We start from the raw sequence: 13431 nt of genomic DNA on the forward strand, positions 1-13431 counted from the left end.
CGGATCATCCGGGACGGACAGCTCCGGAGTAGGGCATCTCGTCGACACTCGACACCTTGACGCCCGCGCCGGGGTTCGCCGCGTGGACGATCATGCCGTTGCCGATGTACATGCCGACGTGGCTGATCGGGCTGTAGTAGAAGACGAGGTCGCCCGGCTGCAGGTCGCTCTTCGACACCCGCGCACCGGAACCGGCCTGGGCACGCGAGGAGTGCGGCAGACCGACACCGGCCTGGCCCCACGCCACCATCATCAGGCCCGAGCAGTCCCAGGCGTTGGGACCGGCTGCACCGTAGACGTAGGAGTCGCCGACCTGCGCGAGGGCGTACTTGATCGCGACCGCGGCGCGGCCGGAGGCAGGGATCGAGGACGCAGCAGGGGCACGGACGCCACCGTCGCGGGACAGGATCTCCGCGCGCTCCTCCTCCTCGAGGCGCGACAACAGCGACTCCGCCTTGGCCAGCTTGGAGTCGGCCGACTTCTTCTCGGCCGACAGCTTCGACTTGAGGCTCTTGATGTCGTTGCGCCGCTTGGCCGTCTGGCTCTCGCGAATCGAGTAGGCCTCGAGCTCGTTGTCGTAGTCCGACAGCAGTCCGTCCTGGAGGCCCGTGATCGTCGACAGCGTCGAGAGCTCGTCGAGGAAGGCCTCGGAGTCCGAGGACAGCAGCTCGCCCGTGGGGCCGAGGCCGCCGGTCTGGTAGCGCTGGATGATCGAGTCACGCACGTCGGACCTGACGCCATCCAGGGCATCGCCCTGGCGTGACTGGTCTGCCTTGAGCGAGTCGAGCTCGCGGTTCAGCTCGGTGAGCTCGAGCTTGGCGTCGTTGTAGCGCTCCGAGGCCTGCTCAGCCTGGTGGAGGAGCGTCTCGACACGATCACGCACGGTGTCGATGTCGGGCTCCGCCTGGGCGGGGGTGCTCACGGAGAGAGCAAGGGTTCCGGTGAGGGCGAGCGCAGCGAGCGCGGCGATGGTGCGGTTACGGCCGTTCAGCACGAGCTGGCGGTCCCCTTCGTGTCGTACGCCTACCGGGTGAGCTGACGGATTCGGGCACGACTTGCCCTACCCGCACTCCTCGCGGCCCTCGTCGATCCGGTCAGGATCTTCGAGGTCGCACCTCGTGCGGGATTCACCCCAGATGTGGTTGGTTCCCCGGCTCCGGCGCCCCGAGTGGCGTCAGACTCAGCGCGGCGCTCGCGCGGGTCGGTCGACCCACTTCCTCGAGCACCTCAGTGAGGCAGCCTAATCGTGGTCCGCGGGGACACCAAACCTTCCCCGAGCGTGTTGGGTCCGCAATCGGTGAGGCGCGGATCACACCGGCCCCATGTGCCTCGCTGGCCCCATCGCTCACAGGCACGGTGCGGACCGGTCACGCGGACTCGACCCGCGGGCCGTCGACAGGCAGCACCAGCCGCAGCGGCGGCACCAGTCCGCCCTCGGCCAGCACGTCCAGCGCACGCAGCTCGTCGTCGTCGATGAGCAGCTCGGGCGGTGGCCCGAGCAGCACCGTGATCACGCAGTCGTGGCACGCGAGCCCGCGCACCACGCACGTGTCGCAATCGATCCTCGTTGTCATGGCCCGAGCGTCGCAGGAGGGGCCGACACTTCACGCACGTGCAAAGGCACCGGCGATCGTCACCTGACTGCGAGAATCCCACCGTGCCCGAGAACCAGCAGCGACCCAACCGGCCCACGTGGCAGATCGGCGTCGCCCTCTTCCTCGTCGCCGCAACCGTCTACGTCGCCACAGCGGGCTACACCAGGGTCCACATCGACGTCCTCTCCGCGAATGTCGGCGGCTGGCGGATCGCTTCCACTGGTGAACCGTGGATCGACGGGGTCGATGTCGACCAGATCAACCGCTCGAAGGTGCCCCTGTTCACGACCACCCACGACGGGCACCGGGTCATCGCGCGCTCACCCGGCGTCGTCGCCGCCGGCGTACCGGCGTATGCCCTTCGCGAGCTCGCCACTGACAGCGGGACCTCGGCCGACGACTACAGCAGCGCACCTCCCGCGGTCACAGCGGCGCTGATCACTGCCGTGAGCGTCGTGCTCATGTGGGGCGCGCTCCTGCGGCTGACCAGTCGAAGATCCGCCACCGCCGCCGCCCTGGTGTTCGCCTTCGCAACACCGGTGTGGTCGGTCGCGGCGGACGGGATGTGGACCCACACCCTCACGGTCCTGGGAATCTGCGGGATGGCTTACGCCGCAGCTCGCGAACGATGGCTCCTCGTCGGTGTCTTCGGCGGTGTGGCGACGTGGGGCCGTCTACACACGGTGGTGATCGCCGCCGCGGTCGCGTTGGCGTGCGCCTGGCTCCAGCGAAGGCCGTCGATCGCGGTGCGCGTCGGCGTCACGGGTGCGCTCATGGTGGCCGGAGCGAGCATCTGGTCGCACTGGCTGTACGGCACGTGGATCCCTTCTGGCGGCTATGCGCCTGGAAACTACGTTTCGAGGGCGCCCGGGTCGGCCTACGACTTCAACACCTCGCCCGTCCTCCTCCTGCGCAACGAGGCCGCACTGTGGATAGCCGGAGACCGAGGCATCCTGATCTGGACGCCCCTCGTGGTGCTCCTCCTGCCGTTGCTCATCCGGACCTGGCGGACGCAGCCGATGTGGTGTCGCGCGATGTTCCTGGCCGGTGTCGCCTACACCCTGTTCCAGGGCTGGGCAGCCCCGTTCCACGGCGGCGACGGCATCTACGGCTACCGGCACGGGCTGGAGTTCCTGGCGTGCGCGACCCCGTCGCTCACCCTGGCAGCGTTGTACGCCGGCCGAAAGCTGCGCCTGGCGCTGACCGTGGTGGTCGGCGTGCAGCTCTCGGCGTTCGCACTGGGAGGCAGCATCAACCGTCCTACGCTGACGTTCGGCGACCACTGGGACAACAACGCCTTCGTCCAGGCGCTCCGGGACGCGCCCGTCCTCATCGCCGTGCTCGCGTGCGTCGTCGCCACGACCGTCCTCGCTACCCGGATGTTCCTGAGCGAACCTGAGCCCGAGGCAGCTTCGGCGCGGGAGTGACGTCATGTCGGAGGTCCTGCCTACCGTGAGGTCATGACCGTCAGCGCCGCCACACCGCAGAGCCGGTGGGAGGCGCAGCGTTCGTTCGACGAGCTCGGCCAGCCGCTTCGTGACGTGACCTTCTGCGTCGTGGACCTCGAGACCACCGGCGGTTCGGTGGGCGACGGCGACCGGATCACCGAGATCGGGGCGGTCAAGGTACGCGGTGGCGAGGTGCTGGGCGAGTTCCAGACCCTCGTCAATCCTGATGCGGCGATCCCGGCGTTCATCGCCGTCCTCACCGGCATCACCAACCGGATGGTCGCGGACGCGCCCCGCGTCACCTCTGCGCTGCCGGCCTTCCTCGAGTTCGCTGCCGGCTCCGTCCTGGTCGCCCACAACGCCCGTTTCGACGTCGGCTTCCTCAAGCACTTCTGCCGCGAGCAGGACCTCGTCTGGCCGGAGTTCGAGGTGCTCGACACGGTCAAGCTCGCCCGCCACGTCGTCACACGCGACGAGGCGCCCAACCACAAGCTGTCCTCACTGGCCCGGGTCTTCCGGGCCGGCACCACCCCGAACCACCGGGCGCTCGAGGACGCGCGGGCCACCGTCGACGTGCTCCACGGCTTGATGGAGCGGCTCGGAGGACTCGGCGTCCACACCCTCGAAGAGCTGCAGGGCTACTCGTCGAAGGTCGCGCCGGCCGCGCGGCGCAAGCGCCACCTGGCTGACCGGCTCCCCCACGCACCCGGGGTCTACCTCTTCCGCGACGAACAGGAGCACGTGCTCTACGTCGGCACCTCCAAGGACCTGCGACGCCGCGTGCGGTCCTACTTCACCGCATCGGAGAGACGCACCCGGATCGGCGAGATGGTGCAGATCGCCACCTCGGTGACCGGGGTCGAGTGCGCGACCCCGCTCGAGGCCGAGGTCCGCGAGCTGCGGCTGATCGCCGAGCACAAGCCGCGCTACAACCGACGCTCCCGCTTTCCCGAGAAGGTCACCTACCTCAAGCTGACACGCGAACCCTGGCCGCGGCTGTCCCTGGTCAAGCGGGTGCTGGACGACGACGCCGACTACATCGGCCCCTTCTCGTCCAGGTCCTCGGCCGAGAGCGCCCTCGCCGCCCTGCACGAGGTCTTCCCGATCCGGCAGTGCAACGACCGGTTCGGGCGCCAACCCTCGCGGACGGCCTGCGTCCTCGCCGAGATGGCGCGCTGCCTGGCGCCCTGCGACGGGAGCACCGACGCCCAGACGTACGCCGCCGTCGTACGACAACTGCGCGACACCCTCCTGCGCCGGCCTGACGACGTCGTCGACCTGGTGCAGGCGAAGATGACCGCGCTCGCCGACCAGGAGCGCTTCGAGGAAGCCGCGCACCATCGCGACCGCCTCGCCGACTTCATCCGGGGCGCCGCCCGGTCGCAACGGCTCACGGCGCTGACGGGTTGTCCCGAGGTGGTCGCCGCACGACGGGACGAGGACGGCCGCTGGTCGGTCCACGTCGTGCGACACGGCCGCCTGGCCGCGGCCGGGGTGATTCCCACCGGTGGCGACGCCCTCGCGTACGTCGCCGGCCTCCGTGCCTCCGCCGAGACAGTGCTCCCGACCATCGGTCCGACCCCTGCCGCGACGGCAGAGGAGTCCGAACGCATCCTGCGCTGGCTGGAAGCCCCCGGCATCCGGCTCGTCGACGTCGTCGGCGAATGGGTGTGTCCGGTCGCCGGGGCGGGCCGACACCGGGAGTCGCTGCTGCGCGCACCTGCATCCATCTAAGGTGGGCGCATGATCACCGCCATCGTGTTCGTGCAGGCCGAGACCGCGCGGATCCCCGAGGTCGCCGAGGCCATCGCAGCCCTCGAGGGAGTGAGCGAGGTCTACTCCGTCACTGGTCAGATCGACCTGATCGCGCTGATCCGCGTCGCGAGCCATGACGACATCGCGACGGTCGTCGCGGATCGCCTCAACAAGGTCGACGGTGTCGTCGACACCGAGACCCACATCGCCTACCGCGCCTACTCGCGCCACGACCTCGAGGCCGCGTTCTCCATCGGGCTCGACTGACGGTGGCAACGGAGCCCGGATCCGAGGCCGCGGGAGGTCGCTTCCCCCTGCTCGCCGTCGCCTGGCCGCCTCTCGTAGGGCTGGTCTTGGCTGCCTTGCTGATGAACCTCTCGAGTCGACCGTTCCGGTCGTTCGACACCTACTTCCATCTCCGCTTCGGCGAGGAGTTCCGCAGCGGGTGGTCGCTGACCCATCCCGGTCAGGTCAGCACCGCGTCGACCAACGACTGGGCTCCGACTCAGTGGCTGCCGCAGATCGGGCTGTCATGGCTCGCCGACGCCGCTGGCGACACCGGACTCGTCGTCCTCTTCGCTGCCCTCGTCTGCGGCTTCGCAGTCGCGATCTACCTGCTGGTTCGAGCCAGCACCACACCCGGCATCGCCGTCGTCGTCACAGCAGTGGCCACCCTCGGCTGCATGCCCAGTCTCTCGCTGCGCCCGCAGGTCCTCAGCTACCTCTTCCTCGTGGTCGTGCTGGCTTCCTGGAGCCTTGCTCGTCGCACCGGACGTCTGCCCTGGTGGCTGGTTCCATTGGCGTGGCTCTGGGCCGCCAGCCACGGCATGTGGATTTTGGGCGTCGGCGCGAGTGCGGTGCTGGCCGTCGCCGTGTGCCTGGAACGGCGCGGCACCCGCGGAGAGGTCCTGCGGATGCTGGTCGTGCCGGCAGGCATGCTGCTCGCCGCCTGCGTCACGCCCGTCGGCCCGCGACTGGTGTCGGCGGTCCTCCTCGTCAACGCGCGCGCCAACCACTTCAGTGAGTGGCGGGCGCCGGAGCTGGTGACCCTCGCCGCGGCGCCTGTCACCGTCCTGCTCGCTGTCGCAATCCTTTTCATGGTCTGCCGCAACGGCGTGCGCCCCTATGACGTGGCACTGCTCGGGCTCGGCTGCGTGTTTGCGATCTATTCGAGCCGCACGTTGCCTCTGGCACTCGTGGTCCTCGCGCCCGTCGCCGCGCGCGAAATCACCCTGGCGCGGGAGGCACGAAGAGCCAGACCTGCCGTGCATCCACCCGGCCGAGCCGAACTCGCAGTCGTGACCGTGCTCGCGGTCGGTGTCGTCGTGCTCGCGCCGATCAAGTCGCTGCAGGACGTCCCGGCCGACAACATCCGCCCCTTCGCTGGGCAGCTCGACGAGTTGCCGAAGGGCACCGTCGTACTGACCGATCGCGCCACAGGTGCAGTCCTGCTGTGGACCGACCAGCGACTGGACATCCCTGTTCACGGCTACGGCGACGTCTACACCGACACGGAACTCGAAGCGTACGACGATCTGGTCCGACTCGAGCCGGGCTGGGAGGACACCTTGCGCGATCTCGGCGCGCACGTCGCGCTGTTGCCCGACGACACCCCCCTGGCCGCAGCTCTCGAGGAGCACGGCTGGACCATCGTCAAGAAGGACGACGACCTCGTCTACCTGAGCCAGCCCCGAACCAGTTGAGGACTCAGCCGGCTGCGGCAACCACCCAGCGGTCGAGGGTGGCCTTGGCGGCACCCGAATCGATCGCCTCGGCGGCCCGGACGATGCCGGCTGCGAGAGCCTCCTGGACGGGCGCCCCGGGCGCGTCGTACACGGCGAGTGCCGCTCCCGCGTTGAGCAGTACGGCGTCGCGCACCGGGCCCTGGACACCATCCAGCATCCGTCGTACGACGTCCGCGTTGTGCGCGGCGTCCCCGCCACGCAGGTCCGCGGCGGTGGCTGGTGCGAGGCCGAGCGCACCCGGATCAACAGTCGTCGGGACGACCTCACCGTCGTGCACGACCCAGACCCGCGAGGTCGTGGTGGTCGTCAGCTCGTCCAGGCCGTCGTCGCCGCGGAAGACCCACGCATCGACTCCGCGGTCCGCGAACACGCCGGCCATCACCGGCGCCAGGCGCAGGTCGGCGCAGCCGATGGCCTGGGCAGCGGGCCGGGCCGGGTTGGCCAGCGGGCCGAGCACGTTGAACGCGGTGGCGATGCCGAGTTCCTTGCGGGGCACCGCAGCATGACGCATCGCGGGATGGAAGGACGCAGCGAAGCAGAAGGTGATGCCCGCCTCGATAGCCACCTCGGCGACGCGGTCGGCCGGAAGGTCGAGCCGGACCCCGAGCGCCTCGAGCACATCGGCCGTGCCGGCCTGCGACGACGCCGAGCGGTTGCCGTGCTTGACGACCCGCGCGCCGGCGCCAGCCGCGACGATGGCCGACATCGTGGAGATGTTGACCGAGAACGAGCGGTCACCGCCGGTGCCGACCACGTCGAGCAGTCTCCCGGGCACCGAGATCGGGGTCATCACGCCGTACATGGCATCGACGAGCCCGGTGAGCTCCTCGGTGGTCTCTCCCTTGGCCCGCAGCGCCACGACGAAGCCGGCGATCTGCGCAGGCGTTGCGGCGCCGTCGAGGATCTCCCCCATCGCCCAGGTCGACTGGGCAGGCGTCAGGTGCTCCCCGGCGACCAGCGAGCCGAGGACGTCAGGCCAGGTCATCTCAGGCCGGTACGCGAGCGCGCAGCAGCGAGACGACGGCCTCGGCCAGCACGATCGGGTCGATCGGGTGCGAGACGGCGGCGTCCGCGCGGGACCACGTGGCAAGCCAGGCATCCTGCGGCCGACCGGTCAGCACCAGCAGCGGCGGGCAGTCGTAGATCTCGTCCTTGAGCTGCTTGGCGATGCCCATCCCACCCGCAGGTACGGCTTCGCCGTCGAGGATCGCCAGCGCGAGGTGGCCAGCGTCCATGTGCTGGATCACGACCGGTTCGGTCGCGACCTCGACGTACTCCAGCTCGGGGAGATCGGGGTGCGGACGACGACCCAGCGCCAGGATGACCTGCTCGCGGGTGTGCACGTCGTCGCTGTAGACGAGCACCTTCAAGGTCTTCGGTGAGGTCACCCGCGCGATGCTACTCGGTCCGCGCCCGCTCCTGCCGTTCGAGTCGGTCCAGGCGCCGGTCCTCGCGTTCGGCCTCCTTCATCGATGCCCGCACCCACTGCACGAACAGGACAAGGAAGAAGACGATGCCGACCAGGTCGCCGGCCGCCCAGAGGATCCCGCCGGCGAGGTTCTGGTCGTCGTACGGGTCAGGGAGCCAGGCACCCATCGGCCCGTCGTGCAGAGCCGGGTAGTGGTCGCCCCCCAGCAGGGTGTTCTGCCCCATGATCGTCACGCCGAGAAAGGCGTGGAACGGGAGCGTCATCACCGTGAGGAGCACGCGGAACGGGTGCTGGACCCGCCCCGGCAGCGGATCGATCCCGACGATGGGCCAGAAGAACAGCGCGCCGACCGCCACCAGGTGCACGTGCATCATCTCGTGGACGTAGACCGACTCGAGGGAGGCGTCGTACCAACCGGTGAAGTAGAGAGCCCACGGCGACAGCACGTAGAGCGCGAAGGCGAGGGGCGGGAACCCGAGCACCTTGGCCACGGGCGAGTGCAGGAAGGCCAGCAACCATCGGCGCGGCAGCTTCGGCAGTGTCCGCAGTGCCAGCGTCACCGGCGCTCCGAGGGCCAGGGCCAGCGGGACCACCATCGACAGCACCATGTGCTGGACCATGTGGACGCTCACCAGGACGGTGTCGTACGCCGCCAGGCCCGACGAGGTCGCGAAGTAGAAGGCGAACATCCCGACGGCCCAGGCGATCGAGCGCCCGATCGGCCAGCTGTCTCCCCGGCGACGCATCGCTGCGACGCCGAGTGCGTAGAGACCGACTCCCCAGACCGTCGCGATCAGGGGCAGTGGAGCCAGCGACCACTCGGACCAGACCGCGCCGAGATCAAATGCAGGCAGCGTCTTGGCGGCTGTTGCCGCCGCTGTCACGACCAACCCCACGGGCACCTCCTCGACTGGATCGAGCGTAGGTCGTGACCGTTCCGGCGTCAGATCGGGGGGTCGAGATGCCGATGGCGTCAGGAACCGCCATAATGACGCCCGTGGCGACCACAGCAACGGCATCTCTCCCGGCCTCGCGCCTTCACGGCCAGCACGACCGACCCAGCATGGTCGCCGTCGGCACCATCATCTGGCTGTCCAGCGAGCTCATGTTCTTCGCGGCGCTCTTCGCGTCGTACTTCACGATTCGATCGGTCTCGTCCGAGATGTGGGCGGACAACACCGCCCTGCTCAACGTGCCGTTCGCGGCGATCAACACGACGATCCTCGTGTTGTCGTCGTTCTCGTGCCAGTGGGGCGTCTTCGCCGCCGAGCGCGGGCAGGTCGGTCGGGGCGGCCCCCTCTGGAAGTTCTGGGGCGGCAAGACCGGCTGGGGCCTGCGTGAGTGGTTCATGCTCACCTACGTCATGGGCGCGATCTTCATCGGTGGCCAGGCACTCGAGTACTCCGAGCTGATCCACGAGGGCGTGACGATCCCGCACGACGGCTACGGCACGATGTTCTACCTCACCACCGGCTTCCACGGCATCCACGTCACTGGCGGCCTGATCGCGTTCCTCTTCGTCCTCGGGCGTACCTACGTCGCACGGCGCTTCACCCACGAGCAGGCGGTCAGCGCGATCGTCGTCTCCTACTACTGGCACTTCGTCGACGTCGTGTGGATCGGGCTGTTCGCGACGATCTACCTGGTCCAGTGACACCCGGAACCGCTGCGATGAAGAACTGTTGTACGCCCACCGATCCGACCCGGACCCGCAAGGACTGATTGTGCGCCTTCTGAACCGCTCCGCCGGTCGCCTCTCCCGGCACCGCCGTGGCCCGATCGCCGGCCTGATGGTGCTGGTGTGCGGCTTGCTGCTCACCGGCGGCCTGTACGCCGCCTTCGCCCCGGCCCAGGCCGACTCGACCCAGGGCCAGGAAGAACTGGTCAAGGAGGGGCGCGAGCTCTTCCTGGTCGGTTGCGCCTTCTGCCACGGCCAGAACGGTGAGGGCGTCCTCACCCAGGGCGGCACGCAGTACGGCCCGGCGCTCACCGACGTGGGCGAGGCTGCCGTCGACTTCCAGGTCGGCACCGGCCGGATGCCGATGGCGCAGCCGGGTGTGCAGGCCCCCCGCAAGGAGGTCACCTACGACAAGGACGAGATCGCAGCGCTCGCGGCGTACGTCGGCTCGCTCGGAACCGGCCCGGAGATCCCCGACACCGAGCTGTACTCGACCGAGGGCATGAGCGACAAGCAGCTCGAGGAGCTCGTCGTCCGCGGTGGGCAGATCTTCCTCGCCAACTGCACGGCCTGCCACAACTTCGAGGGCTCCGGCGGAGCCATGCCCCGCGGCGGCTTCGCGCCCAAGATCCGTGGCGTCGACTCCAAGCACATCTACGAGGCGATGCTGACCGGTCCGCAGTCGATGGACACCTTCTCCGACGGCAACATCCCGCCGGAGGACAAGAAGGCCGTCATCGCCTACCTCGAGACCCTCGACAAGGCGCCCAGCTACGGCGGGCTCACCCTCGGCGGCCTCGGTCCGGTGAGCGAAGGCATCATCGCCTGGCTCGTCGGCATCGGCTCCCTGGTCGGCTTCGCCGTCTGGATTGCAGCCCACACCACCCGTTCAAGCAAGCAGAAGGGCTGAGGCGGAAGCGTGAGCGACGCACACAACAACGACCACAGCGGGGAGATCGAGCCCGTCGGCCCGATCGCCGATCCGGGACTGCCCGCCCACACCTGGCGGCCGACCGACGTCGACCCGGCCAAGGAGAAGCGCGCCGAGCGGCAGGTGGCCGGCTTCTTCGGACTGTCCGCGATCTGCACCGTCCTGTTCCTGGTGGCGTACTTCACCCTGGACATCGACGACAACTGGCACGTGGTTGCCGGTTTCGGTGCCTCGACGATGGCGCTCGGCGCCACCCTCGGCCTGTCGCTGATGTTCATCGGCATCGGGATCATCCACTGGTCGCGCAAGTTGATGGCCGACCACGAGATCTCCGAGCTCCGCCACCCGGCCAACTCCCCCGAGGAGGACCGCGTCGCGACGCTCAAGGCGCTCAACGAGGGCATCGAGGAGTCCGGCATCGGCCGGCGTCCCCTGATCCGCAACTCGCTCCTCGGCGCGATGGGCCTGGTCGGTCTCCCGGCCGTCGTGCTCCTGCGCGACCTCGGTCCGCTGCCGGGCGACAAGCTCGAGCACACGATCTGGGGCAAGGGCCTGAAGGACAAGCCGATGCGCGTCGTGCGTGACGGCATCTGGACCCCGATCCTCGCTTCCGACCTGGAGATCGGCGACCTGGTCAACTGCCAGCCCGATGCCCTGCACAACCCGGAGCGCTACGAGCTGGACCCGACCGAGGTCGAGGGCATCGCATCCCAGGTCCACAAGTCCAAGGCCTCGCTGGTGCTGCTCCGGATGAACCCGGAGGACATCAAGCCGGGCAAGGACAAGGACGGCAACAGTCGGGAGAACTGGACCGTCAACGGGATCGTCGCCTACTCCAAGATCTGCACCCACGTGGGCTGCCCGATCTCGCTGAACGAGCGGACGACCCACCACCTGCTGTGCCCCTGCCACCAGTCGACATTCGACCTCGCGGATTCCGGTCGGGTCATCTTCGGCCCTGCCGGCCGTCCGCTCCCCCAGCTCCCGCTGGGCGTGGACGCCGAGGGCTACCTCGTCGCGACCCGCGACTTCGACGAACCGGTCGGCCCGAGCTACTGGGAGCGTGACTACTATGACCGTTGGTGACATGAGCAAGGTCGCAAAGACCAACGGCACCGAGCCCGCCACCGCCCCCAAGGGGGCCAAGGCCGCCGGCGCCATCGCGAACTGGGCGGACGAGCGCCTCGGCCTCGGCACGGCCATGAAGAAGAACCTGCGCAAGGTCTTCCCGGACCACTGGTCCTTCATGCTGGGCGAGATCGCCCTGTGGAGCTTCGTCGTCCTGCTGCTGACCGGCGTGTTCCTGACGCTGTGGTTCGACCCGAGCATGACCGAGGTCCAGTACAACGGCTCCTACGACCCGCTGCGCGGCGTGCACATGTCGTCGGCGATGGCCTCGACGCTGGACATCTCCTTCGATGTCCGCGGCGGTCTGCTCATGCGGCAGATGCACCACTGGGCAGCGATGATCTTCATCGCCTCGATGATGATCCACATGCTGCGCGTGTACCTCACCGGTGCATTCCGCAAGCCGCGCGAGCTCAACTGGGTGATCGGCTGCCTGCTGCTGCTGCTGGGCACCATCGAGGGCTTCACCGGCTACTCCCTGCCCGACGACCTGCTCTCGGGCACCGGCGTCCGGGCCGCGGACGGCTTCATGAAGGCCTCCCCCGTGGTCGGCAGCTACATGTCGTTCTTCCTCTTCGGAGGTGAGTTCCCGGGTGACTCGATCATCCCGCGGTTCTACGCCATGCACATCTTGTTGATCCCGGGCATCCTGCTGGGCCTGGTTGCGGCGCACATGCTGCTGCTCGTCTACCACAAGCACACCCAGTGGGCCGGCCCCGGCCGCACCGAGGAGAACGTCGTCGGGTACCCGATGCTCCCGGTCTACGCCGCGAAGGCCGGTGGGTTCTTCTTCATCGTGTTCGGCGTGATCACCCTGCTGGGCGGGCTGTTCTCGCTCAACCCGGTCTGGAAGTTCGGCCCGTACGACCCGTCCAAGGTGACCGCGGGCTCGCAGCCCGACTGGTACATGGGCTGGCCCGACGGCCTGCTCCGGATCATCCCGGCGTGGGAGACCCACATCTGGGGAGTCACGCTCTCCTGGAACGTGATGCTCCCGATCCTCGTGATGCCGCCGCTGATGCTGATGATCCTGATCGCACTGCCGTTCCTCGAAGCGTGGATCACCGGCGACAAGCGGGAGCACCACCTGCTCCAGCGTCCGCGCAACGCCCCGACGCGTACGGCGATCATGGTCGCGCTGATGACCTTCTACGGCCTGTCGTGGGCCGCGGGCGGCAACGACATCATCGCGATCAAGATGCACCTCAGCATCAACCAGATCACCTACTTCATGCGGGCCGCGGTCTTCATCGGACCGGTCATCGCGTTCCTCATCACGAAGCGCTGGTGCATCTCGCTGCAGCGCCACGACGAGGGCAAGCTCCTGCACGGCTACGAGTCCGGCGTCCTGGTTCGCTCCCCCGAGGGCGGCTATGCCGAGAAGCACCTGCCGCTCCCCGAGGGCGAGGCCTACCGCCTCAGTGCCCGCGACATCGACCCGACGCCGGAGACGGTCGAGGAGATCGAGTCGTCCGGCCTGGCCGGTCGCCAGGTCAAGCTGCGGCGCCTGCGCGCCAAGCTGGCAGCGGTCTTCTTCGCGGACAACGTGCAGAAGCCCACGGCCGAGGAGCTGCACGACGCGCAGCACCACGCCGAGCACGAGCTCCACGAGCTGGAGGCGCAGATCGCCGCCGGTCCGAACAAGCACGGCCCGGCCGACCACTGATCCGTTCGACGGGCGTCGTCCATCCTCGCGTGCGAGGATGACGACGCCCGTCGTCG

Annotated in this window: 13 protein-coding genes and 1 riboswitch; of the genes, 8 read left to right on the forward strand and 5 right to left on the reverse strand. The window is 68.8% G+C overall.

Translation table 11 applies throughout. The features are described 5' to 3' along the window. Positions 1-4: 4 nt before the first annotated feature. Both ASD84_RS01700 and ASD84_RS01705 read right to left on the reverse strand, forming a co-directional pair. Positions 5-994 carry an NlpC/P60 family protein gene (locus tag ASD84_RS01700; protein ID WP_056706106.1) on the reverse strand — a complete coding sequence of 330 codons (990 nt, stop codon included), beginning with the start codon at positions 992-994 and terminating at the stop codon, positions 5-7. A 10-nt stretch (positions 995-1004) separates the two neighbouring features. After that, positions 1005-1184, reverse strand: a riboswitch (cyclic di-AMP (ydaO/yuaA leader). A gap of 183 nt (positions 1185-1367) precedes the next feature. Next, complete coding sequence (locus ASD84_RS01705) at positions 1368-1574, reverse strand: hypothetical protein (protein WP_056706108.1); 207 nt, start codon at positions 1572-1574, stop codon at positions 1368-1370. Positions 1575-1657: 83 nt separating this feature from the next. Between ASD84_RS01705 and ASD84_RS01710 the strand changes: the two genes are divergently transcribed. The 4 genes from ASD84_RS01710 (at position 1658) to ASD84_RS01725 (ending at position 6501) form a co-directional block, all read left to right on the forward strand. Beyond that, positions 1658-3022 (forward strand): hypothetical protein, encoded by a 1365-nt coding sequence (locus ASD84_RS01710; protein ID WP_056706110.1) that lies wholly within the window; start codon positions 1658-1660, stop codon positions 3020-3022. 33 nt (positions 3023-3055) lie between these two features. Continuing rightward, positions 3056-4777, forward strand: coding sequence for a DEDD exonuclease domain-containing protein (locus tag ASD84_RS01715; RefSeq protein WP_056706112.1), 1722 nt, complete (start codon positions 3056-3058; stop codon positions 4775-4777). 9 nt (positions 4778-4786) lie between these two features. Continuing rightward, positions 4787-5065, forward strand: coding sequence for an Lrp/AsnC family transcriptional regulator (locus ASD84_RS01720; protein WP_056706115.1), 279 nt, complete (start codon positions 4787-4789; stop codon positions 5063-5065). 101 nt (positions 5066-5166) lie between these two features. Continuing rightward, the gene (locus ASD84_RS01725) at positions 5167-6501 is read left to right on the forward strand and encodes a hypothetical protein (protein WP_156391526.1); all 1335 of its coding nucleotides are present in this window, start codon (positions 5167-5169) and stop codon (positions 6499-6501) included. Positions 6502-6505: 4 nt separating this feature from the next. On the opposite strand, the gene trpD is transcribed toward ASD84_RS01725, so the two are convergent. Genes trpD through ASD84_RS01740 form a run of 3 tightly spaced genes read right to left on the reverse strand, consistent with a single transcriptional unit; the run spans position 6506 to position 8868 of the window. Next, positions 6506-7528 (reverse strand): anthranilate phosphoribosyltransferase, encoded by a 1023-nt coding sequence (gene trpD, locus ASD84_RS01730; protein WP_056706120.1) that lies wholly within the window; start codon positions 7526-7528, stop codon positions 6506-6508. Between the two features lies 1 nt (position 7529). After that, positions 7530-7931 (reverse strand): hypothetical protein, encoded by a 402-nt coding sequence (locus tag ASD84_RS01735; RefSeq protein WP_056706121.1) that lies wholly within the window; start codon positions 7929-7931, stop codon positions 7530-7532. 10 nt (positions 7932-7941) lie between these two features. Then, entirely contained in the window at positions 7942-8868 is a 927-nt protein-coding gene (locus tag ASD84_RS01740; protein ID WP_235530931.1) for a cytochrome c oxidase assembly protein, read from the reverse strand. 167 nt (positions 8869-9035) lie between these two features. Between ASD84_RS01740 and ASD84_RS01745 the strand changes: the two genes are divergently transcribed. The 4 genes from ASD84_RS01745 to ASD84_RS01760 all read left to right on the forward strand — a co-directional run bounded on the left by ASD84_RS01745 (position 9036) and on the right by ASD84_RS01760 (position 13375). Beyond that, the gene (locus ASD84_RS01745) at positions 9036-9626 is read left to right on the forward strand and encodes a heme-copper oxidase subunit III (protein WP_156391809.1); all 591 of its coding nucleotides are present in this window, start codon (positions 9036-9038) and stop codon (positions 9624-9626) included. A gap of 70 nt (positions 9627-9696) precedes the next feature. Then, on the forward strand, positions 9697-10560 hold the full coding sequence (locus tag ASD84_RS01750) for a c-type cytochrome (RefSeq protein ID WP_235530932.1): 864 nt from the start codon (positions 9697-9699) through the stop codon (positions 10558-10560). A 9-nt stretch (positions 10561-10569) separates the two neighbouring features. Next, positions 10570-11667, forward strand: a complete 1098-nt coding sequence (locus ASD84_RS01755; protein WP_056706125.1) for a ubiquinol-cytochrome c reductase iron-sulfur subunit — start codon at positions 10570-10572, stop codon at positions 11665-11667. A 1-nt stretch (position 11668) separates the two neighbouring features. Then, complete coding sequence (locus ASD84_RS01760; RefSeq protein ID WP_056706127.1) at positions 11669-13375, forward strand: cytochrome b; 1707 nt, start codon at positions 11669-11671, stop codon at positions 13373-13375. Positions 13376-13431 lie beyond the last annotated feature (56 nt).

Source organism: Nocardioides sp. Root682 (genome assembly GCF_001427795.1).
Classification (GTDB): Bacteria; Actinomycetota; Actinomycetes; order Propionibacteriales; family Nocardioidaceae; genus Nocardioides.

What these genes read in the sequence shown, in the direction of transcription:
- ASD84_RS01715 (WP_056706112.1), top strand. Translation starts at nt 3,056, where the DNA reads ATGACCGTCAGCGCCGCCACACCGCAGAGCCGGTGGGAGGCGCAGCGT.
- ASD84_RS01705 (WP_056706108.1), bottom strand. Translation starts at nt 1,574, where the DNA reads ATGACAACGAGGATCGATTGCGACACGTGCGTGGTGCGCGGGCTCGCG.
- ASD84_RS01725 (WP_156391526.1), top strand. Translation starts at nt 5,167, where the DNA reads ATGAACCTCTCGAGTCGACCGTTCCGGTCGTTCGACACCTACTTCCAT.
- ASD84_RS01760 (WP_056706127.1), top strand. Translation starts at nt 11,669, where the DNA reads ATGAGCAAGGTCGCAAAGACCAACGGCACCGAGCCCGCCACCGCCCCC.
- trpD (WP_056706120.1), bottom strand. Translation starts at nt 7,528, where the DNA reads ATGACCTGGCCTGACGTCCTCGGCTCGCTGGTCGCCGGGGAGCACCTG.
- ASD84_RS01745 (WP_156391809.1), top strand. Translation starts at nt 9,036, where the DNA reads ATGGTCGCCGTCGGCACCATCATCTGGCTGTCCAGCGAGCTCATGTTC.
- ASD84_RS01720 (WP_056706115.1), top strand. Translation starts at nt 4,787, where the DNA reads ATGATCACCGCCATCGTGTTCGTGCAGGCCGAGACCGCGCGGATCCCC.